Source organism: Pedobacter jamesrossensis, assembly GCF_042650905.1.
Classification (GTDB): Bacteria; Bacteroidota; Bacteroidia; order Sphingobacteriales; family Sphingobacteriaceae; genus Pedobacter; species Pedobacter jamesrossensis.
The window spans coordinates 17,694-39,441 of record NZ_JBHSBY010000127.1 but is presented as its reverse complement, the minus strand read 5'-3'; the positions used below and the strand labels follow the sequence as shown (position 1 = coordinate 39,441).

Here is a 21,748-nt window from a genome sequence, read left to right as displayed (position 1 = left end):
ACTGGGAATAAAAATCAGAGTTCAATGGAAAACAATATACTTACCGAAAAAGAAAAAATGCTTGCCGGCAAAGCTTACCAAGCTGGTGGCACCGAATTAGCAAATGAAAGATTGAAAGCCCGGGAAATTGTTCACGAGTTCAATAATCTTGCTCCAAAATTTATCAAACAAAGAAAAGAGTTATTAAAAAGGTTATTTGGCAAAACGCAGAAGATGTTTTATGTCGAACCACCCTTTCGTTGCGATTATGGCTATAATATAGAAATTGGAGATAATTTTTATGCCAACTTTAATCTGGTAATTTTAGATTGCGCAAAAGTTAGTATCGGAAATAGTGTTTTTATTGCACCAAATGTTGCTATTTACACAGCAGGGCACCCAATACACGCACATTTACGCGATCAGGAATATGAGTGGGCGCAAGAAGTTACGATTGGCAATAGCGTATGGATTGGTGGCAATGTGGTTATAAATCCTGGCGTAAAAATTGGCTCAAATGTGGTAATTGGTTCTGGTAGTATTGTTACCAGAGATATCCCTGATAACGTATTTGCAGCAGGAAACCCTTGTAGGGTAATTCGTCAATTATCAGATGCTGATAAAGATTTCTATTATAAAGATTTTAAGTTAGGAGAATAATTTCTACCTGTTATCTTGAGCTTGTCGAAAGATTTATAAAGGTCTTCGACAAGTTCAACAATCTTCGTTCCCATGAAGGAATGAATCTTAAAACAACAAGTTGGCTTTTCTTTCGTATTAAGATTCCCGTTTTCTCGGGAATGACGAGAACCAAAAAGATATTTCACTCTGTCATAAAAGCCTAACTGCTATGGTCTATAAATATTTTCCATTCCCCATTAATCTTCTTTAATAAAAGTGTAAAATAACCCTGAGGCTCATCCTTTTCTCGTTTCAAATGCCAGCTTCCTAACACAAAGGCTACATCTTTATTTAAAAATTCTACTTTTTTAATTCCGAAAGTTAAAAAACCCATTCCGGCTTTGCCAGGATAAGATTTTCTGTAATTTTCTAAGGTTTTTTCATAGCCATAGGTTGGCCCGCTTTTTCCTACAAAAAGTAAACTATCGCTGTTTACATAAGCCTGCATAAAAGTTTCTAAATTGCCTTTGTTCCATTCTCCTCTTTGCTTTTCTAAAATATCAATTATAGATTGTTTGTCTTTGGAGGTTTGTGCAATGGCTGAAATTGAAAACAGCATTAAAGCGATAACTAAGATTTTTTTCATAATTTTTAGGTCTTATGATAAAGATATGAAACAAATTATTTTGTTCCATGTATAATAATTGTTTCTTTACAAGCTTAATTCATCAAAATGCAAAAAACGGTAACATCAATTGGCGAAATTTTGTGGGATGTTTTTCCCGAAGGAAAGAAAGCTGGCGGCTCATCAATGAATGTGGCACTCAATCTTCATAAGCAAGGCATAAACAGCAAATTTATAAGCGCTATCGGTAACGATGATTTAGGTAAAGAATTAGTAGATTTCTTATCATCACAAAATTTCAAATCTACTTTAATTCAGCAAAGCGATTTACCAACAAGCACAGTAGACGTTAAACTTGATAAATCACATCAGGCAACTTATACCATTGTAGAGCCTGTCGCCTGGGATGCAATTGAACTTTCTGATGAACTCATTGATGCAGTTAAAAACTCCGATGCTTTTGTTTACTGCAGTTTAACCTGTCGAAACGAAAAAAGCAAAAACACCATTTTAGCATTGCTAAAGCATGCTAAGCTAAAGATTTTCGATATTAATCTTCGCCCACCATTTTATAACATTGAGACCTTAAAAACATTATTAGCCGAGGCTGATATTTTAAAAGTGAATGAGCATGAATTGCTTTATTTAAGAGAGGAACTTTCTCTAAGTGGCAGTACCGACGAACAGCTTTTAAAACAATTAAACCTTCAATTCGATATCCAGATTATTTGCTTAACTGTTGGCGAAAAAGGAGCCTACGTTTTAAATGATGGGCATTTACATCATCATAAAGGCTATCAGGTTAAAGTAGCTGACACAGTTGGTGCTGGCGATTCATTTTTAGCCACTTTTATTTCGAGTTATTTAAATGGCTACCCAATAGATACCGTTTTAGATAGAGCTTGTAAAGTTGGTGCTTTTGTCGCATCACAGGTTGGTGCAAACCCAGATTATGGCGACGAAGTTTTCATGTAGTCAAATAATTATCACTATTGATTATCATACAAAATTGAAGCGATTAAAGATTTGCAGTCATTGTTGAAAATTTACAGCCTCGATACTTTTTTTGCGTTAGGGATTGTAAGGGTTCAGTACCAATTTTTCTTTGGTACCGTAGCGAAGCGAAGCCCTGAAAAGCCCGCCCCTTGCGCAGCTTGGGGAACGCCCAAATCAGTTTTCAGTTTGCAATTTTCTATTGAAAATTCATTTTGCACATCCAGCCCTCAGCTTGAGTCTTTGGTCTTTCACCTTTAGCCTAAATATGACACCAAGCTTAAATTATTACAAATCGAAACTTTTATCTTCGATAAATCGTTAATACAAGCACATGAGAGGTTTTCGTTTTTCTGATTACAAGCCTGGCGATACGCCAAAGGGAGGGTTCGATGAGTTGCTGAAATTATTTAGCGAATTGCTAAATTATACAGCCGGAGATGCAGCAGAGGCTTTGAGCTGGCTAAATGAACTCGACAAACAATATAAATTAACCAACAATGATTACGGCATCGGCAATTTTATCGATGACCTGAAAGATAAAGGTTATCTGACTGAAGACAACAAATCGGGGGAGTTTAAAATTACGGCCAAAACTGAGCAAACAATTCGCAAATCGGCATTGGATGAAATTTTTGGGAAACTGAAAAAATCAGGACGTGGTAATCACAATAGTAACCAAAGCGGAATCGGAGAAGAGAAAAATGCAGATAGACGCGAATATAGTTTTGGAGATAGTTTAGACCAAATAGACATGACGGCTTCTATTCAAAACGCACAGATTAACCATGGTATTGGCGATTTCACGTTAACGGATAGAGATTTGGAAGTAGAGGAAAAAGATTTCAAAACATTAACTTCTACCGTGTTGATGATTGATATTTCGCACTCGATGATTTTGTATGGCGAAGACCGCATAACACCCGCAAAAAAAGTGGCAATGGCTTTAGCCGAATTAATTAAAACAAAATACCCTAAAGATACTTTAGATATTGTAGTTTTCGGAAACGATGCCTGGCCTATTACGGTTAAAGATTTGCCATATTTACAGGTTGGCCCTTACCACACCAATACTTTTGCAGGTTTAGAATTAGCAGCAGATTTGCTTCGCCGCCGTAAAACGCATAATAAACAAATCTTCATGATTACGGATGGAAAACCAACTTGTTTAAAAGAGAATGGCAAGTACTATAAAAACAGTATGGGTTTGGATAGAAAGGTGATTAATAAAACCTTAAATATGGCCGCTCAATGTAAGCGATTGAAGATTCCTATTACTACATTTATGATTGCGAAAGACCCTTATCTGCAACAATTTGTTCGTCAGTTTACCGAAATAAATGGCGGTAGAGCCTTCTACAGCTCTTTAAATGGTTTAGGCGAGTACATTTTCGAAGATTATATTAAAAATAGAAGAAAAACAGTTAAATAGACAAAAGAACGAAGATTATGGAATAAAGACCAGACCTTACAGCCAAGTCTTTTATCCTTGTTCTTTTATCATTACTCAAATATGATGCAAAATACCACACTAGGCGAATTAAAAACCACCGGATATAAATCAAGAAGCGTTAAAGAAGAACTTAGAGAAAATCTTATTAAAGTTCTGAAAGATAAAAAAACAGAATTTGAAGGCATTATCGGTTACGACGAAACCGTAATTCCTGAGCTGCAAACTGCAATTTTATCTCGACATAACATTTTGCTTTTAGGTTTACGTGGTCAGGCGAAAACGCGTATTGCCCGTTTAATGGTTAATTTATTAGATGAATATGTGCCGTATGTTGCGGGAAGCGAAATTTTCGACGACCCACTGAATCCAATTTCATGGTATGCAAAAAACGAAATTTCCACCAAAGGTGATGAAACCGAAATTGCCTGGTTACACCGCAGCGAACGTTACACCGAAAAACTAGCTACACCTGATGTTACTGTTGCCGATTTAATTGGCGATGTTGACCCAATTAAAGCGGCTACGCTTAAACTTACCTATAATGATGAGCGAGTTATTCACTTCGGCTTAATTCCTCGTGCGCACCGAAGTATTTTTGTAATTAACGAATTACCCGATTTACAGGCTCGTATCCAAGTGGCATTGTTTAACATGCTACAAGAAAAGGATATTCAAATTCGTGGTTTCAAATTGCGTTTACCATTAGATATTCAGTTTGTTTTTACTGCTAACCCTGAAGATTACACTAATCGTGGTAGCATTGTTACACCGTTAAAAGATAGGATTGAAAGTCAAATTTTAACACATTATCCAAAGAGCATCGAAATTTCTCGTAAAATTACTTTTCAGGAAGCTAAACTTACAAAAGAGCAAAGAGAGAATATTGAGGCTGATGGTTTAGTGAAAGATTTGATAGAGCAAATCGCTTTCGAAGCTCGTAAAAGTGAATATATCGACCAGAAATCAGGTGTTTCTGCAAGATTAACCATTTCGGCTTTTGAAAATTTAATTAGTACAGCAGAGCGGAGAATGTTAATTTCTGGTGAGAAAAACACATTTGTTCGGTTATCAGATTTAGCCGGAATCATACCTGCCATTACTGGTAAAATTGAATTGGTTTACGAAGGTGAGTTAGAAGGTCCGGCTCATGTTGCCACAACTTTAATTGGCAAGGCGGTTAAAACTTTGTTCGCCCGTTATTTCCCTGATCCTGAAAAAGCAAAAAAATCTAAATCAGCTAATCCTTATACAGAAATTACAGAATGGTTTACTGAAGGAAACAATGTTGATGTAACCGATACGCTGACCAACGCTCAATATAAAAAGGCTTTGATGTTGGTGCCGAGTTTATATGATACCGTAAAAAAATTCCATCCGAAGTTGAGTGAAAACCAAACTTTATTATTGATGGAATTTGTATTGCACGGTTTAGCAGAATACTCGCAATTAAGTAAAAATTACCTGAACGGTGGTTTCGGTTTTTCGGATATGTTTGGCAGTTTATTTAATGCCGAATTCGACGAGGAAGAGGACGAAGACGATTTTAGATAATTAAAGAATTCAATTTATTAGCTTTGACATTTCTTTCTAATCGAAAGAATTTGTCAAAGCTTTTTATTTACAAACCATAATTTTTAAATGGGAAGATTACCCTTTATCATTGCTGCCTGCATTTTCATTATCGCATTTGATATTTATTGCTTTAAAGCCATTATTTCCGTTTTTAAGAAATGGAAACCCACAACTAAAAAAGTCTTTGGTATTTTATACTGGAGCTATAGTATTCTATTAATTATCGGTGTTTTCGCAGGAATTTATCTGAATCTATTCTTAACATTAAGAGCAATAATTTTGGTTGCATTCTTTCTAACTGTTGCCTGTAAAATGGCGATGTTACCATTTTTGGTTGTTGACGATTTGCGAAGATTATTAATTAAACTTTTCAGCAAAAAAGAAACTATTAAAGACCAACCTGTTAGCGAAGCTGAGCCCATTTCACGTTCAGAGTTTTTGGTTAAAGCAGGTTTAGTTGCAGCTGCTGTTCCTTTAACTTCTTTAAGCTGGGGCATTATTTCCGGCGCTTATGATTATCAGGTAAGAAGAGTGAATCTGATTCTGCCTAACTTACCGAAAGCTTTCGATGGCATTACAATGGGACAGATTTCAGACATTCACTCTGGCAGTTTTTACAATAAAACAGCCGTTAAAGGTGGCGTAGAAATGTTATTAGGTGAAAAACCCGATTTTATTTTCTTTACTGGCGATTTAGTAAATAATTTAACCAATGAAGTAAAAGATTATCAGGATATTTTCTCGAAAGTTAAAGCACCGCTAGGGGTTTATTCTTCACTAGGAAATCACGATTATGGGGATTATTATTTCGGTAAAGAATCATCGCCAGCTAAAGTAAAAAACCTGAAAGACATGGTTGATGTTCATAAAATAATGGGTTACGATTTATTGATGAACGAAAACCGAAGATTAAAAGTTGATGGTGAAGAAATCGGAATATTAGGAATCGAAAACTGGGGAATGGGCCGTTTTCCAAAATATGGCAAAATGGAACTTGCAGTTCAAAACACAGATGATTTACCAGTTAAATTGCTGCTTAGTCATGACCCTTCGCATTGGCGTGGCGAGGTTTTACAAAAGTATCCTCAAATCGATGCCATGTTTAGTGGTCATACTCACGGAATGCAGTTTGGCGTTCGTCTAAAAGAATATCAATGGAGCCCCGTTCAATACATTTACAAAGAATGGGCAGGACTGTATCAGGAGCAAAAACAACAGCTTTATGTAAATGTTGGCTATGGTTTCTTGGGTTATCCAGGAAGGGTTGGAATTTTACCAGAGATTACGATTTTTACGTTGAAGAGGGCTTAAGCCTATCCCTTTGAGCGTTTTGTGTTAAGGCAAATTGAGTAAGCCCTTTCCAAAGGAAAGGGAAACAAAGTTAATGGGCTTAACCAAAACGTAAATACAATTATATTTTAGCTTTTTAGAGGGACTACTACTGACCTTGAAAACCCTCTCCTTTGGAGAGGGTCGAAAAAGACCTGCGTTTTACTTCCTACTTTAACAGGGGGAGGCTATTTACCCTGCATTAAAGCGATACCCAACACCTCTAACAGTTTGTAATAACTGAGGATTATCTGGATTCAATTCTATTTTCTTACGTAAACGAACAATATGCATATCTAAGGTACGGGTGTTCACATCAGAGTTATAACCCCATACCACTAACATTAATTCATCACGGTTAATTACCTTACCCGGGTTGCGCAGGAAATAAAGCAAAATACGGTTTTCTAAAATCGTGAGTTCAATTTTCTTTCCATCTCTAAATAAAGTATGAATATTAGGATGATGCTCCATATTGCCAAAACGATGAATTTCAGCAGTATCCTTATTAACGATGAATTTTACTTTGCTCTCCAGCATCGCTACCAAAACATCCATATTAAATGGCTTGGTAATATAATCTGATGCGCCAAAGTTATAAGCATCGATTTTATCTACATCCTGCGCTTTTGCAGTCATCATAATAATCAGATTCTCGAAACCTTGTTTACGAACACTTTCGCAAACTTCGGCACCTTGCTTACCAGGCATCATCCAATCTAATAATACAATATCGGGTTGGTCCGCCAGAATCATTCGCTCACCAGCTTCGCCATCATTTGCTTCAAGCACATTATAACCTTCTGTTTTTAAACGATGCGCAACTAAAAAGCGAAGATTTTCATCATCCTCTACAATTAATATTTTTACTTCTTTAGACATTTGTGTTTTATTTTATGTTGAAATGTTGAAGAGCTGCTTCAACGCTGGAATATTCTAAAATATTTCAAGGTGTAACTTTACAACTTCAATTCAATTTTTAATTATTATATGGCAGTACAATTTTAAATTCTGTACCAACACCTACTTTACTTTTTACGGTAATTTCGCCTTGCATAAAGTTAACCAGTTCTTTGCAGAATGCCAAACCCAAACCAACGCTTCCCATTTGGTTATACTCGTTCTGTATTCTGAAAAACTTTTTAAATATATTATTTAATTCCGATGATGGAATTCCGATTCCTTTATCGGCAAAACGAAACACCAAAACACCTTTAATTAGCTTAGCACTTATATTTAATCTCTTACTTCCCGGATTTGAATATTTATATGCATTTTCTGCAAGGTTATCAAACAAACTACCTAACAAAACTGGATCAGTAATAAAGGTTTTAAAACCCACAACTTCATAAGTAATTACAAAATCGGGATGCTTAAGCGTATGCGATTCGATTGTACTTTCAATAAAATCCTCAATATTTACCGAATCGTGGTTTAGTATAATTGCTTTATTTTCTATTTGTGTAAAGGCTAATAATTTATTCATTAAGCCATTAAGCTTATCGGCTTCCTCATCAAGAATTTTACCATAAAGTTGCTGTTCTCTCTGACTTAAAGCTGTTGCGCTTTTAATATTATTTCCTGCAATTTTAATTACACTCACCGGTGTTTTAAATTCGTGGGTTAGGTTATTCACAAAATCGTATTGCAACTTAAACATTTTACTGTTGATGTTTAGATTTCGATAGATTAAAAATGCAACCAAAAGCAAAACGCCATAAACCAATAATAACACCAATGCTATCGGCATAAAATAAATAAATATTTCTTTCTTGATGTAAGATTTTGAAGAAGTGAAATACAATTTGAAATCGGAAAACGCACCAGGTAAAGCAATTTCGGTTGTTATATTTTCATCTGATGTATCTATCGGGTCGTAGGTCATCGGCTCCACCTTAATGTTTTGATACAACAATGGACGCGTATTAATAATTTTGATTTTACTTGGCTCGAGCTGAAAAACCATCATATCCTGTTGATATATTGGAGAAGGATTCAGCTTTCGCATCATCATCTGCTTGTATACCTTTAAGTCCTCCCTTCTTGGAATATTCAGGTAGCTGATTTTATTATCATTCGAGTTTACAACCGAAAAGTTGGTAAAAAGTTCTTCTTGCGTAGGCACAACAGTAGTATCAAGCTGCCCAACAAATGTAGCCAGCTTGTAAGCCATCGCATTAAAATCATCGCTTACATCGAAAGAATTGGTATTATCTTCAGAATATAACTTAACTGAATCAGATTTTATGCCTTTACCAAACTGATAAATATATTTTGGACCTATACCTAAATGATTAGCATTAATTCCGTCTCTTACCGATGCGTTTTTAACCTCGGTATCGTAAAAAGTTACTTTAGATATAAATGGATATTTAAGCACCACTGTATCTACAAATTTCGATGCAGTAGAAGAATCTAAAAAACCATTGTAATAGGATACTTCTGGCATTTTATTTTGAAAAAACTCGTTATATGGCTTAATACTCTGCTCTAAAACATTAACTTTTTCTGATACAAACTCGTTCTCTATAGATTTTTTACTATAGTTAAAAGCCAGAAATAAGGATAGGATGAAGAGTATCGAAATTAAAACGATAAAGGTTACACTCAACGAAAAATTCTTACGATACCCACTCTTCTTTTCCAAAGCCATAACCTATTTCTTACCTAGGTTTTCTTTTAAAAACTCTTCCAATGCTTTATACAAAGCAGTTCTGCCTTGCTGGCGAAGAACCGGATTAGGTCCTTCTTGTTTCTCTATATAAGTTACTGAAACATTACGTTTTTTCAGCTCCTTAATAAACTGTACACCAATGGTAACATCAACACGCGGATCTTTTGGGTTTTGCGCAAAAAACACAGGTGCTTTAAACCTATCTGCATGAAAAACTGGTGATGCAAAGCGGGTATAGTCGGTATCGGTTTCCGGGTTGCCAAATATTTCGTAGTACATCTGCAAATTCGATTTTAAGAATGGCGGAATCGTTTTAAAATAGCTAAACAAATTAATGACACCAGAATTTGAACCTCCGCAACTATAAATATCGTTATTTTTATACAAACAGTTAAGCGCTATAAATCCACCCAATCCATTGCCATAAATTGCAATTTTTTTAGGATTAGCAATTTTCTTTTGTATAAGCCATTTTACGCCATCATTAACATCTTCCTGAATTTTATCGCTCCATTGCTTAAAACCTGCTGTATAAAAAGCTTTACCATAACCTGTAGAACCTCGATAGTTTACTTGCAATACTGCATAGCCTCTATTTGCCAGGAATTGAACATCGGCATTATAACCCCAGGTATTTCTAAAACCAGGACCGTTGTGTGGCAAAACAACAACAGGCAAATTTGTTGGCTTCTTATCTTTTGGAAGCGTTAAATACCCATTTATGGTTAAACCATCGCTACTTTTGTAAGATATCGGCTTCATTGCACTCATATCTTCCTCGTTTATAGAAGGATTTATGTCGGCAAGTTTTTTTAACTTATTTTGGTTGCTAACATATAAATAATAAGAGCCCGGATTTTTGTCAGTATAAGTTCTAACTACAAAAACATTATCACCTTTATCCTTATCCATAATACGCCATTCGGTATTCGGCAAAAGCTTATCTATTTTGGAATATCCCACCCTTGTACTATCATCCAGGTAATGCTTTTCTTTTTTCCAGGTTTCGCAGGTAACAAAAATCATTTTCCTTTTGGCTTTTGAATATTTAGCATCAACAACATTCAAAGTATCATTTCCAAAAAGGACTTGCTTTTCCTTTCCTGTTTTTAAATCGAGTGCAACAAGAGCATTTTTATCTCTGTTAACATTTGATATTGCGAAAAGAACATCTGCCTCATTTTCTGCAAAGGCAACAGGTTGAAGCGTGGTTTCAAAATTATTAGTAATAACGGGTTTAAATGGAAGGCTTTCATTCTCCCGATAAAGTAGTGTTTCATTTACGCCATCGCTTGCAACGGCAATTTTCAGAATGCCTTTATTATCGGTTACCCAATCGGTAATATTACCAGGGTTTTTTGCTGCAATATCCATTTTGCCGCTACGTACATTTAAACGATATACATCAAAAACAGTAGAATCCCTTTTATTGGATGCAACAATTATGTATTTATCGTCAATTAATTGATCTTCAATTACCCTTAGTCTTGTTTTTTCGTTCGAACTTAATTGCTTTTGATTTTTGCCATCCTTACCTACAACAAACAAATCAGACTTGCGCTCTTTCGATTCGTCTTCGGTGTAATAGATAATTTCGTTATTGCTTGTCCAGAAGTAAAAGCTAATACTCTTTTCGGTTAAATGCGTAATCTGCGTACTCGTTCCAGTTGCAATGTCTTCAACAAAAAGCTCTAGTTTTTTGTCTTGTAATTTTAAATAAGATAAACATTTACCATCAGGCGAAACATGATAGTAGGCTTTATCCTGAGTTCTGAAAAAATTATCTACAGGAATAATCTTATGCTCATCCGAACCTTTGCAGGCCCAAACAAAAGCGACTAAAACCAATAAAATAAATTTCTTCAACATATTTAATTCCTCTATGGGACAACAAAAATATAATAACCAAGCAGCTTAAAGGCTAAATACATTAAGAATGTTACCAACACTAGTTTCCTGCCGTTACAGTTTCAATTTAGTATTTAAAATAAAAAGACAAAATAAAATACAGGTAACATTTAAAATACGTTTTATATATGCCTATGCTTCAAAGAAAGAGGTATTAAAATGTTACATTTAAATCTTCTATTTTAGTAATATGAATCGATTCGTCTTCATCCTAATTATGTTTTTCTTCTGCTCGGCAAGCGCACAAAGCCTTCGCCAGAACAGGCAAATTACACCTGATGAAGATGCACTAGGGATTCAATATTATCAGGAGGGCGAATATGAAAAAGCTGCTGTAGTTTTTGAAAGGTTATTCTCCAATGCTAATAATGAAGGCTATTTCGATATTTACTTTAATACGCTTTTAAAGCTGAAAAAATATGATGTTGCCGAAAAAATAGTTAAAAAGCAAATTAAACAATCTCCACAGCCCGAAATTTATTCCATTGCATTAGGTAAACTTTATCAAGAAAAAGGGGATGCACAAGCTGCAAATAAAATTTTTACGGATGTGATTAGTAAACTTCCAAAAGATGAATTTAAGATAAGAATGCTTGCTAATAATTTTTATCGATATGAAAATTATGAATATGCAATTCAAACCTTTAAACAAGGCAGGAAGTTAATGAACGATGATAAAGCATTCGCCTTTGAACTACTGAATATTTATCGCTTTAAAAAAGATAAGCCAATGCTTATGCAGGAATATCTGGATATTTTACCCAGTAAACCTCAATTATTACCACAGGCAGAGGCTATACTATCAATGCTTTTTGAAGATAAAAATGATTATCAGACTTTTCAGGTTGGTATTTTAAAAAAAATTCAGAAAGAACCAGATGTAGAAATTTACATTCAGCTTTTAACCTGGAATTACATTCAACAGCAAGAATATGACATGGCTTTGCGCCAGTTAATCGCTTATGATAAAAGGAAAAAAGCCGATGGAAGTACTCTATTTAATGCAGTTTATACTTTTGTGGATAATGGCGCTTACGATTCGGCAATTAAAGCTTACGAATACCTTTTAACAAAAGGTAAAGAAAACCAATATTATTTACCATCGAAAATTGAATTGCTGAATACCAAGTATAACATCCAAACCAAAGGAAAATACAATACAGCAGATTTAGAATTACTGGCCAAAGATTACCAGGTTTTGTTAGATGAAAATGGCAAAAATAAAAACACACTTTTTGCAATAAAAAAATGGGCTACATTACAAGCTTACTATTTAAATCAGCCTTCGAAAGCAGAAATTGCTCTCGAAGAAGCAATAAAGCTTCCGGGAATTAGTTCGACCGAAATTGGGCAATTAAAGCTTGATTTAGGTGATATTTATATTTTAACCGCACAACCTTGGGAAGCTTTTCTTGTTTATGAACAGGTAAGTAAACAATTTGAAGGACAGGCAATAGGAAACGAGGCACGATACAGAAGTGCAAAACTTTCTTTCTATCAGGGAAATTTTGAATACAGCAACGGTCAATGTTTAGTACTTAAAGCAGCGACATCGCAGCTTATTGCTAACGATGCTTTAAACCTTGGCTTGCTAATAACCGACAACACACAAACCCCAACCGATAGCAGTGCATTAAAAATGTATGCGGATGCGGAAATGTTACTGTTCAGAAATTTGCCTGACAAATCGATTAAAAAATTAGATAGCATTTCCATTGCTTATCCAAATAATTCTTTAGCAGATGCTATTTTAATGAGTAAAGCCAAAATTTTAATCAAAGCTGATGACTATCAAAAAGCTGCAGACATTTTGAAAAAAATTACTGAAGATTTTAAAGATGGAATATGGACTGATGATGCCTTATTTACCCTTGCCGATTTATACGAGAAAAAACTAAACGATATTGCGCAGGCAAAAATTTATTTCCAAAAACTAATTACCGATTATCCGGGGAGCATGTACAGTGCAGAAGCCAGAAAAAGGTTTAGAAATTTACGAGGCGACGGTGTTTAAGCCTTTTTTTCTTCTTTACCTTCTTCCTTTTTGAGTTTGTAAACAGTTTCGCTCACAATACCTATTTCTATTATAAAAGCAAATAAAAGCGAGTTTATAACTAACCCTGCAAAGTATAGCCCATTATTATAACTGAAAAATTCCCAAAATAATGTATGAGTTGGAAATTGCAGCACAGAATATATATCTGATAAAGACCTCAAGAAAAAATTGGGTGCAAAAACATTTCTGTCTTCTGATACAAAGGCGAAAAAACAAATCGTTGTTAAAATTCCAACTGCTACGAAGGCTTTAAAAAATCTATATTTACTAAAATGCCAGATGTAGTATTTCATTGAGGGGTGAAAATTTAAATATGAGGTAAAGCCCTAAGTTCGAAAATTTTATGGTTAACTAAAAAATAAAAGGAGATTTATGACTTTTTTTATTTTCTCCAGTCCCAGATTACTACACTCCATTCTAACCCATTTTCATCCTTAGCTCTATAAATTTCTTCAAAACCAAGTCTTTTATGAGCGTTAATAGATCTTAGGTTAGTTGTCGCAACTTCGGTAACAGCAAAATCGTAAAGGGTTTGGAAATATTCTCTATAAGCTTGATATGACTTATCAAACAAGCCTTGACCACGATAATTTTTATCGACACACACCTGCCCCACCACGATATAAGCATACTCAGAAATAGGCTTTCCTTTGTATTCTATATAATTAAAACCATTAAACATCGGAACTAAAATCGGAATATCATCTTTTGATTTTGCAGTCATACCTAAAACATAGGCAATCACTTTTTCTCCATCCTTTGCAATAATATTTGGCTCATATTGCTGCATTTTTTTTAAATCTATCATGCTATGCGCTACGGTAACAAAACCTTGATTTTGTTTTTCTTCAATAGATAAATTGGATGATAAATTTTCTTTATGCAGTTTTAAAATACCTTCTAAATCTTGTTCTGAAGACGACGTTGTTATTGAAATCATTTTGCTAAAATAAATAACCCTTGCTGCTAAATAAAATTACTTACAGATTTTTAATCGCAATATGCTTATTTACTATCTTTGCGCTATGTTATTATACAATGTTACTTTAATTTTAGAAGATACAGCTGCCGAAGAGTGGTTACAATGGATGCAGGAAACACACATTCCTCAGGTTATGGATACCGGTATGTTTGTATCTCATCGCTTGTTAAAAGTATTAGATTCGCCGAACGAAGGTGTTACCTACTGTGCACAATATGTTGCAGAAAGTTTAGAAAAATATAATGAATATCAATCTGTATTTGCTCCTGCCTTACAGCAAGATTTAAATAAACGATTTGAAAACCGATTTGTTGCCTACAGAACTTTAATGGAATATGTAGATTAAGTTAATAAAACAACTACCTTAACTTTTCATTATTTTTATGTCTGTCTGCATCGCGGATGGTCTTCTTTTGTAGATTTTTTTCAAGCGCATCAGTCAGGTTAATTCCTGTTTGATTAGCCAAACAAATCAGCACAAACATCACATCTGCCATTTCATCAGCTAAATTTACATCCTCATCGCTTTTTTTGAAAGATTGTTCCCCATACTTTCTAGCCATAATTCTTGCTACCTCACCAACTTCTTCCATTAAAATGGCTGTGTTGGTTAGCTCGTTAAAATACCGGATTCCGGTAGTTTTAATCCATTTATCTACAGTTTCCTGTGCTTCGTTAATGGTCATTTTGTCTTTCTTCTATTTCTGATTTCAATCTGCTGTTAACATCTATTTTTGCTCCCTCTAACAAGAAAACACTCGCTCCCTTTTCCCTAGACCATCGATTTTTCAACTCACCAATTTTTGTGATTCTATTAAAAAACGGCTTTTCCTTTTTTCGTTGCGGGTCAGCTTCGCCAGCTTCTCTTATCAAAATTAAATCTTTAATAGGCTTATCCATTTTAAACCAATAAAGATAATCGGCATTGTAAGAAACTGCGTTTATATTTCTGTATCTCGAATAATAATTAATAGCTCCAGCCTGCCCATAATTATCAGTTCGTACAACAACGGCAGATTTATCTTTTACCCTAGAATATGCCGAATCGACAATTGCTGCAAGCTCCTTCCAACCTTGCATATCAGCATAATCTTGTGGCAAATCATGATTCTTACCATCTTCCCACCTCAATGCACCTACCCTTTCGTACCTTTTATGATTTGCCGCAATATGCTCGGGCGAGTACACAGGCATCATAATTGGTGTGATGTAAGCAAAAAAGCTAATTATAAATACCATAAGCAGAGAAGCAAGAATAGATTTTTTACCTATAACTTCACTAAGGTAAACGCTTCCAAAAGCTAATAAAACAGGGTATAAACCTAAAGCATAATAGGCTTTTGCATTAAAGTAACCAAAAATAAGCAGCGTAAAAATATAGGCTAGAATTACCCAAATATGCTTTCTAAATGGTTTGTAAATTGCAAAACCTATAAAAGCTGCCAGAAGAACAAAAATATCATTAACAAAAGATAGAATCTGATCTTTAAAGAAATCAACCCGCTTAACATGTACCAATTGTGTTTCTGCAAGTTCTTTCATGTGGTGAATCACCGGAAAATGATGGGTAATTTGCCAGATTACATTCGGCGAAATAATTAATAAGGCAGCCGCAATAGCAAAATACAAATGCTTGCGTGTAAAAACCGTTCTTTTGGATGTCATTAAAATTGCAGGCAAAAGACCTAGCACTAAAAAAAGAATATTGTACTTATTCAAAAAGCCTAAAGCAACCCAAATGGCGAAATAATAAAGGTATTTTGGTTTATTATTTTCGAAATAACTAATTAGGCAATAAAACATGGCCGTCCAGGCTAAAACATCGAAAGAGTTTGGTTGATAAAGAATATTTAGTCTTATAAATACCGAGCATACAAAGGCTACTGCTAACAAACATTTAGCATATAAACTTCCTTTTAATCTTTCTACAATTAACCAGGCAAAAACCATTGTTGATGCACCAAAAAGAGCAGGAAAAAACCTCACCCAAAAAATACCATTTCCAAGAAATTTAATAATTATAGAGAACAAAGAAGTTAAAGGTGGAACCGATGTAAAGCCTGCAGCCAAATGATTGGCTTGATCTAAATGTAAAAATTCATCACGATGAAGTTCATAAACCTCGTTAACTAAAGCATAGCTTAAAATAAATTTCAACAGAATAAATACTGATAAAAAAAGATAGTCGAAATTACCTGACTTTGAGCGATTCATTACTCTTTATTTTTAGTGTCAATTAAAATGGTAACCGGCCCATCATTTAACAAACTTACTTTCATATCGGCACCAAAAATTCCGGTTTCAATCTTTTTTCCAAGTAAAGAAGTTAACTTTTCTATCATTTTCTCATAAAGCGGAATGGCAACTTCGGGCTTAGCTGCTTTTGTAAAGCCCGGTCTATTTCCTTTCTTGGTTGCGGCAAACAAAGTAAACTGACTGATTAAAAGAATATCTCCGCCAACATCTGCAAGGGCTTTATTCATCAAATCGTTTTCATCAGCAAATACACGCAGCCCGATAATTTTTTGTGCCAGCCAATCTAAATCCTCAATTGTGTCGGCATCTTCAATTCCTAAAAGGATAAGAAAACCTGTTTTAATTTGGCCCGTTATATTTCCATCCACTACACAACTTGCCTGGGTAACTCTTTGTAAAACTGCACGCATTTTATACTACTTTTGGGAATCTGATTAATATGCACAAGATAAGTATTTTAGTAATTATTGCACTTTTGTTTACCGCCTGTAAACCAAAGTTCGCCGTACACCCTACCTTTTATTTTTGGCGAACACAGTATAAAAACCAAAAACAAGAAACTGAGTATCTCAATAAATTTAAATCGAAATCTTTATATGTACGCATTATGGATGTTGATTTAAATCCTGATACCCAAGAACCTGTTCCTGTTTCTCCGATAAGTTTTACTGATTCCTTGCCAAAACAAATAGATATTATTCCGGTGGTGTATCTGGTTAATAATATTTTTAATAATTTAAGCGAAGCACAAAGCACACTTCTGGCCGAGCGAATTTCGAAATTTGTTACCGCAAAGGTTAAGCAGGCCGGCAAGCAAAACTACAAAGAGCTTCAAATAGATTGCGATTGGACTCAAAACACAAGGGATAAATATTTTAGCTTTTTAAAAAAACTCATCTCCAATCCATCGCTAAAAGGAAAAGAAATATCGGTTACATTAAGGTTACACCAGGTTAAAAATCTGGTTTCCAGCGGAATTCCACCTGTAAAAAAAGTAATTTTGATGTGCTACAACATGGGTAATCTAAGAAAGTATGGCGAACAAAATTCTATTTTAAACATGCAAGAAATGGAAACCTACCTCAAAAATGAGCTGGAAAAATATCCATTAAAAATAGATGTTGCTTTACCTCTTTTCAGTTGGGCAGTTGTTTTTAGAAAACAGCAATATCAAGGTATTTCAAAACGGATAAGTAAGGTGCAATTGAGTGATAAAAAACTTTTTAAAAGAAGAGAAAACTCTATTCTTTATGATTTGCAAATGGATTATCCACAGGCTGGCTTAAGAAAAGGCGATGTTATAAGGTGGGAAGAAATTTCTTTGAATGATTTGCTTGTTTCATCTCACTTTTTATCCCGATATTTAAACCCGGAAGACCGAAATCTCGTTTTCTATCATCTCGATACCGACCTTTTAAAAACATTTAAACATGACAACCTTCAAAAAGTTATCGATAATTTTTAGCGCCTTTATTTTGGCTTACTTCGGCGAAATTGCCATAAATGTTGCATGTGGAGGTGAAATCGACCCTTACGATTATTACGTTTCTTACTTCCACAACAATACGCAAGGCGATGATTATAGCCCATTCGCTTTTACCGAAATGGCATATTTATACAGCGATTCCGAAAAGGAAAGCGAGTCGGATATAAACAGCAATGAATGGGCAAAATATCTTGATATTAAAGAAGCTGATGTTTACAAAGTGATGTATGCCAGCGACAGTGCAACCAGCGCATTGCTTAATAACTATAGTATAAAAACCAATTTACCCGATAGTTTAAGCAAAAACTCCTTTCTATTAGGGCTTGCTAAAAACAAAGAAGCATTAAAATACTTCGTATATGCAAAAAGCTGCGAACCATTTGCTAGTGCAACCTGGAATGAATGGAACCCCGCACCAAGAGATTCTGCAGGTATGGAAGAAAAAGCAAAAGAAGGTTTAAGCTTAATTGAAAAGGAAAAAGATGCATTTTTAAAGTTACGTTATGCTTATCAAACGGCAAGAATGTTTCATTATGCAGGTCTTTATCAAGATTGTAAAAACGTTTACGAAAAATTCATAAAAGAAAACAAAAGTAAAAGTGCCGTAAAAGGATGGGCCGAAGCATTGTATGCAGGCTCGGTTCGTAAATTGGGTAATCCCGCAGAGGCAGCTTATCTATTTTCCAAAGTTTTCGCAAGTAATCCTGAACGTCGCGTACAAGCCTATAAAAATTATTATTACACAAGCTCACCACTTAATGGCGTTCTAAAATATGCTAAAAACAATGCAGATAAAACTAACATCTGGGCGATAAATGGCTTTGGAAATCCAGACACTGATTTAGAAAGTTTAGAGAAAGTTTACGAATACAGTCCTAAAAGTTTGTTAAGCGGTTCGCTCCTGGTGCGTGAAGTAAATAAATTGGAAAACAGCTTAATTAGTGACGATGACATTGCTAAAATAGGTTACAATTATTATTTCGATGATGCTGAAAAGAATTTAAAATACCAAGACAGCATCCGTAATCAAAACCGAAAACATCTACATCAGATAAGAGATTTCTCTGTAAGGCTTGCATCTGAAAAAAAATACCCTCAACCAGAATTAGGTACTTTAACTGCAGCTTACTTATCCTGGATGGAAAACAAGGATGCTCTGGCATCGAGCTATTTAAACTCGCTAAATCCAGATAAATTACCTGAAAGATTAAACAATCAATACAGGATTATAGAGCTTTTAATAAAATCAAAAAATATTAAAAAGGGCAATAGCTTTAATGAAAACGATTTGCTGCCTGCTTTAAAATGGCTTGATGCAAAGCGATTTGAAGAAAATAAGGAGCAACAAAAAAATGGAAATTATTATTACGAATGGTACGGAAATGGTAATAATCGATTTACAATAACAACAAGAAATTTTTACCAGCAAATTTTAGCCCCTGCTTATTTAAAAATGGGCGATACTGCAAAAGCAGCTTTAGCCATGGTTAAGGGAGATTTAAAGTATAAAAAGCTTAATGAAAATTCATTATTTAAAAACATATCCTATAAAACCATCACTTTCTGGCAGAAAAATTTAACACCAAAAAGTATGCGAGATTTAGCAAATCTCAAGAATGCAAAGCCAGCAGATAATATGAATGGTTTACTTTCGAAAGCGCTAAATCAATTAAAAGACGATGATTTCTATGAGCTTTACGGAACAACGTATTTACGTACACATAACTATGCCAAAGCTGTAGAAATTTTTAATAAAGTATCTCCAGATTATAACTATTTTGCACCCGAAAATTGGTATGCAACAGAAGGCGAGACTAAACTCTATGCAAATCCATTTATAGAAACCATAAATGACTACCCAAAACAATATCAGGTAGGTAAAGCATCAATTACTAAAAAAACTTTTGCGGTAGAGATGTTGCGTTTGCAAAAATTAATTACCAGCGATAAAAAAAACGCAGCTTTATATTATTACAAAATGGCTAATGCTGTCTATCAAACTGGTTATTATGGCAACAGTTGGTTTTTAATCAGCTACGATTGGTCGTCTTACGATGGTTATGCAGAATCTAAATTTAATTATGATGTAGATTATAAAAAAGCAAAAACAGCAAAAGCCTGGTATTTAAAAGCCAGAGCCTTGAGTACAAATGCCAATTTCAAAGCAAAATGTACTTTTATGCTTGCAAAATGTGCGCAAAAGCAAATTAATACAAATAGTAGCCCATTTTCTTTCAGTTATTACAATAAAGATAATCAGAAGTATAAAGATTTTATTAAGGCAAATTATAACAATCCATACTTTAAAGAGATGAAATTAAAATATGCTAAAACACCTTTTTATGCAATAGCAACAACCGAGTGCAGTTATATGAGCGACTTTATTGTGCCTAAAACTTCAAAAAAGAAATAAGTGCCAGGCAATATGAGCACGGATAACAATTCGTGCTCATTTATAATATCATACTTAATTTTTCACCTCAAGCCTAGTGCCTTGTATCGTTACCATGAAAAATGCTCAGGTAACTTTCGTACCTCGAAACTGCAATTTCATCATTATTCACAGCTTCAATTACAGCACAACCAGGTTCGTTAACATGCCTGCAATTATTGAAACGGCAATTATGCGAAGTTTTAAAAATTTCTCTAAAGAAATGTCCTAACTCTTCTTTTTCTATATCGATAACGCCCAATTCTCTAATTCCTGGTGTATCTACAATAAAACCACCTTGAGGTAATTCGAACATCTCGGCAAAGGTTGTGGTATGTTGCCCCTTATCACTCCAGTCAGAAACTTCGCCGGTACGTAAATCTCTATCCGGTAAAAGCGCATTAATTAAACTCGATTTACCAACGCCAGAATGACCAGAAATCAGTGTAATTTTATCGGTAATTAGCTCTTGAATAATCGGAATATTAATGCCTTTTAAAGCAGAAACCTGATAACATGGGTAACCAATATTTTCGTAAATATCTTTAAACTCCTGTAAAATTCCTAAGCCCTCTTTGCTAAATAAATCCAGCTTGTTAAAAACTAAAACAGCAGGCACATCATAAGCCTCGGCAGTAACTAAAAACCTATCTATAAAGCCTAAAGAAGTTCTTGGAGATGCTAGTGTAACCACCAAGATGGCCATATCTAAATTCGCAGCCAGAATTTGAGCTTGCTTACTCAAATTAATCGATTTGCGGATAATGTAGTTTTTCCGGGCTAGTAATTCATTAATTAAACCCTGATTACTATCCTTTTCAAGCTCGAATTTTACCCGATCGCCAACAGCAATAGGATTAGTGGTTTTAATCCCTTTCATTCTGAATTTCCCCACAATCCGGCAATCGTAACGTTCGCCACCATCGGCTAAAACGCGGTACCAACTTCCCGTAGATTTAATAACTAAGCCCTGCATATTTGTAACAAAGGTATAAAAAGGATGTAAGATGTGAGATGTAAAAATGGAAGATGAAATTAAGATTGATTTTTTGGAAAGCAAAACCTGTTTTTCATTTTAATGTTAATCCCGCTGTACGCTTTACCCCGATGAAAAAATCGGGGGTGTTCGCTCCCATCGGGTTTAAAAACAAAAGTTTTTCCGTCCTTTTGCGACTGGAGCAAAGCGGAACAGAGAAATCTAAAATACTCGTCATGCTGAGGGTTAATTTATTTCATAAAAATCACTATAAATGACATTAACAGTAACTAAATTAAGGGAATGAATGGATTATGTTCTGTAAAGACACAGACCATGGAGCAGCTTAGATTTTCTTAGGTGCCTTAAATGGTTTAAAACATTATACAAAAACGTCAATGGTAATT

19 protein-coding genes are annotated in these 21,748 nt (G+C 34.7%); 9 read left to right on the top strand and 10 right to left on the bottom strand.

Annotated features, from left to right (window positions below):
* Positions 1 to 24 precede the first annotated feature (24 nt).
* The gene (locus tag ACFOUY_RS13910) at positions 25 to 639 is read left to right on the top strand and encodes a sugar O-acetyltransferase (RefSeq protein WP_378961435.1); all 615 of its coding nucleotides are present in this window, start codon (positions 25 to 27) and stop codon (positions 637 to 639) included.
* 181 nt (positions 640 to 820) lie between these two features.
* Here ACFOUY_RS13910 and ACFOUY_RS13905 read toward each other — a convergent pair whose 3' ends face one another.
* On the bottom strand, positions 821 to 1,246 hold the full coding sequence (locus ACFOUY_RS13905; RefSeq protein ID WP_378961434.1) for a YybH family protein: 426 nt from the start codon (positions 1,244 to 1,246) through the stop codon (positions 821 to 823).
* Positions 1,247 to 1,333: 87 nt separating this feature from the next.
* Between ACFOUY_RS13905 and ACFOUY_RS13900 the strand changes: the two genes are divergently transcribed.
* The 4 genes from ACFOUY_RS13900 (at position 1,334) to ACFOUY_RS13885 (ending at position 6,554) form a co-directional block, all read left to right on the top strand.
* The gene (locus ACFOUY_RS13900; protein ID WP_378961433.1) at positions 1,334 to 2,200 is read left to right on the top strand and encodes a carbohydrate kinase family protein; all 867 of its coding nucleotides are present in this window, start codon (positions 1,334 to 1,336) and stop codon (positions 2,198 to 2,200) included.
* A 352-nt stretch (positions 2,201 to 2,552) separates the two neighbouring features.
* Positions 2,553 to 3,650, top strand: a complete 1,098-nt coding sequence (locus ACFOUY_RS13895; RefSeq protein WP_378961432.1) for a vWA domain-containing protein — start codon at positions 2,553 to 2,555, stop codon at positions 3,648 to 3,650.
* Between the two features lie 84 nt (positions 3,651 to 3,734).
* Complete coding sequence (locus ACFOUY_RS13890; RefSeq protein ID WP_378961444.1) at positions 3,735 to 5,222, top strand: MoxR family ATPase; 1,488 nt, start codon at positions 3,735 to 3,737, stop codon at positions 5,220 to 5,222.
* 87 nt (positions 5,223 to 5,309) lie between these two features.
* A complete protein-coding gene (locus ACFOUY_RS13885) occupies positions 5,310 to 6,554 on the top strand; it encodes a metallophosphoesterase (RefSeq protein ID WP_378961431.1) in 1,245 nt (414 codons plus the stop codon).
* Positions 6,555 to 6,764: 210 nt separating this feature from the next.
* On the opposite strand, the gene ACFOUY_RS13880 is transcribed toward ACFOUY_RS13885, so the two are convergent.
* From ACFOUY_RS13880 to ACFOUY_RS13870, 3 genes are all read right to left on the bottom strand, one after another.
* Positions 6,765 to 7,454, bottom strand: a complete 690-nt coding sequence (locus tag ACFOUY_RS13880) for a response regulator transcription factor (RefSeq protein WP_378961429.1) — start codon at positions 7,452 to 7,454, stop codon at positions 6,765 to 6,767.
* 97 nt (positions 7,455 to 7,551) lie between these two features.
* On the bottom strand, positions 7,552 to 9,225 hold the full coding sequence (locus ACFOUY_RS13875) for a sensor histidine kinase (protein ID WP_378961428.1): 1,674 nt from the start codon (positions 9,223 to 9,225) through the stop codon (positions 7,552 to 7,554).
* A gap of 3 nt (positions 9,226 to 9,228) precedes the next feature.
* The gene (locus ACFOUY_RS13870; protein WP_378961427.1) at positions 9,229 to 11,115 is read right to left on the bottom strand and encodes a S9 family peptidase; all 1,887 of its coding nucleotides are present in this window, start codon (positions 11,113 to 11,115) and stop codon (positions 9,229 to 9,231) included.
* A gap of 256 nt (positions 11,116 to 11,371) precedes the next feature.
* Between ACFOUY_RS13870 and ACFOUY_RS13865 the strand changes: the two genes are divergently transcribed.
* Positions 11,372 to 13,168, top strand: coding sequence for a tetratricopeptide repeat protein (locus ACFOUY_RS13865; protein ID WP_378961426.1), 1,797 nt, complete (start codon positions 11,372 to 11,374; stop codon positions 13,166 to 13,168).
* Here the strand turns inward: ACFOUY_RS13865 and ACFOUY_RS13860 are convergent.
* Positions 13,165 to 13,503 (bottom strand): hypothetical protein, encoded by a 339-nt coding sequence (locus tag ACFOUY_RS13860; RefSeq protein WP_378961425.1) that lies wholly within the window; start codon positions 13,501 to 13,503, stop codon positions 13,165 to 13,167. The genes ACFOUY_RS13865 and ACFOUY_RS13860 overlap by 4 nt on opposite strands.
* A gap of 89 nt (positions 13,504 to 13,592) precedes the next feature.
* Positions 13,593 to 14,150, bottom strand: a complete 558-nt coding sequence (locus ACFOUY_RS13855) for a GNAT family N-acetyltransferase (protein WP_378961424.1) — start codon at positions 14,148 to 14,150, stop codon at positions 13,593 to 13,595.
* An 85-nt stretch (positions 14,151 to 14,235) separates the two neighbouring features.
* Between ACFOUY_RS13855 and ACFOUY_RS13850 the strand changes: the two genes are divergently transcribed.
* Positions 14,236 to 14,538: a DUF4286 family protein gene (locus ACFOUY_RS13850; protein ID WP_378961422.1), complete on the top strand. Its 303-nt coding sequence runs from the start codon at positions 14,236 to 14,238 to the stop codon at positions 14,536 to 14,538.
* 13 nt (positions 14,539 to 14,551) lie between these two features.
* Here the strand turns inward: ACFOUY_RS13850 and ACFOUY_RS13845 are convergent, their stop codons facing one another.
* The 3 genes from ACFOUY_RS13845 to dtd are packed head-to-tail and all read right to left on the bottom strand — an operon-like array spanning position 14,552 to position 16,858.
* Positions 14,552 to 14,878, bottom strand: coding sequence for a nucleotide pyrophosphohydrolase (locus ACFOUY_RS13845; RefSeq protein ID WP_378961421.1), 327 nt, complete (start codon positions 14,876 to 14,878; stop codon positions 14,552 to 14,554).
* On the bottom strand, positions 14,868 to 16,406 hold the full coding sequence (locus ACFOUY_RS13840; RefSeq protein ID WP_378961420.1) for a glycosyltransferase family 39 protein: 1,539 nt from the start codon (positions 16,404 to 16,406) through the stop codon (positions 14,868 to 14,870). Before ACFOUY_RS13840 ends, ACFOUY_RS13845 begins: the two co-directional genes overlap by 11 nt.
* Positions 16,406 to 16,858, bottom strand: a complete 453-nt coding sequence (gene dtd / locus ACFOUY_RS13835) for a D-aminoacyl-tRNA deacylase (protein ID WP_378961419.1) — start codon at positions 16,856 to 16,858, stop codon at positions 16,406 to 16,408. The genes ACFOUY_RS13840 and dtd overlap by 1 nt, the downstream gene beginning before the upstream one ends.
* 29 nt (positions 16,859 to 16,887) lie before the next feature.
* Between dtd and ACFOUY_RS13830 the strand changes: the two genes are divergently transcribed.
* Both ACFOUY_RS13830 and ACFOUY_RS13825 read left to right on the top strand, forming a co-directional pair.
* Positions 16,888 to 17,913, top strand: a complete 1,026-nt coding sequence (locus tag ACFOUY_RS13830; RefSeq protein ID WP_378961418.1) for a hypothetical protein — start codon at positions 16,888 to 16,890, stop codon at positions 17,911 to 17,913.
* On the top strand, positions 17,879 to 20,347 hold the full coding sequence (locus ACFOUY_RS13825) for a hypothetical protein (RefSeq protein ID WP_378961417.1): 2,469 nt from the start codon (positions 17,879 to 17,881) through the stop codon (positions 20,345 to 20,347). Before ACFOUY_RS13830 ends, ACFOUY_RS13825 begins: the two co-directional genes overlap by 35 nt.
* A 73-nt stretch (positions 20,348 to 20,420) precedes the next feature.
* On the opposite strand, the gene rsgA is transcribed toward ACFOUY_RS13825, so the two are convergent.
* Positions 20,421 to 21,341: a ribosome small subunit-dependent GTPase A gene (rsgA, locus tag ACFOUY_RS13820; protein WP_378961416.1), complete on the bottom strand. Its 921-nt coding sequence runs from the start codon at positions 21,339 to 21,341 to the stop codon at positions 20,421 to 20,423.
* Positions 21,342 to 21,748: the final 407 nt, after the last annotated feature.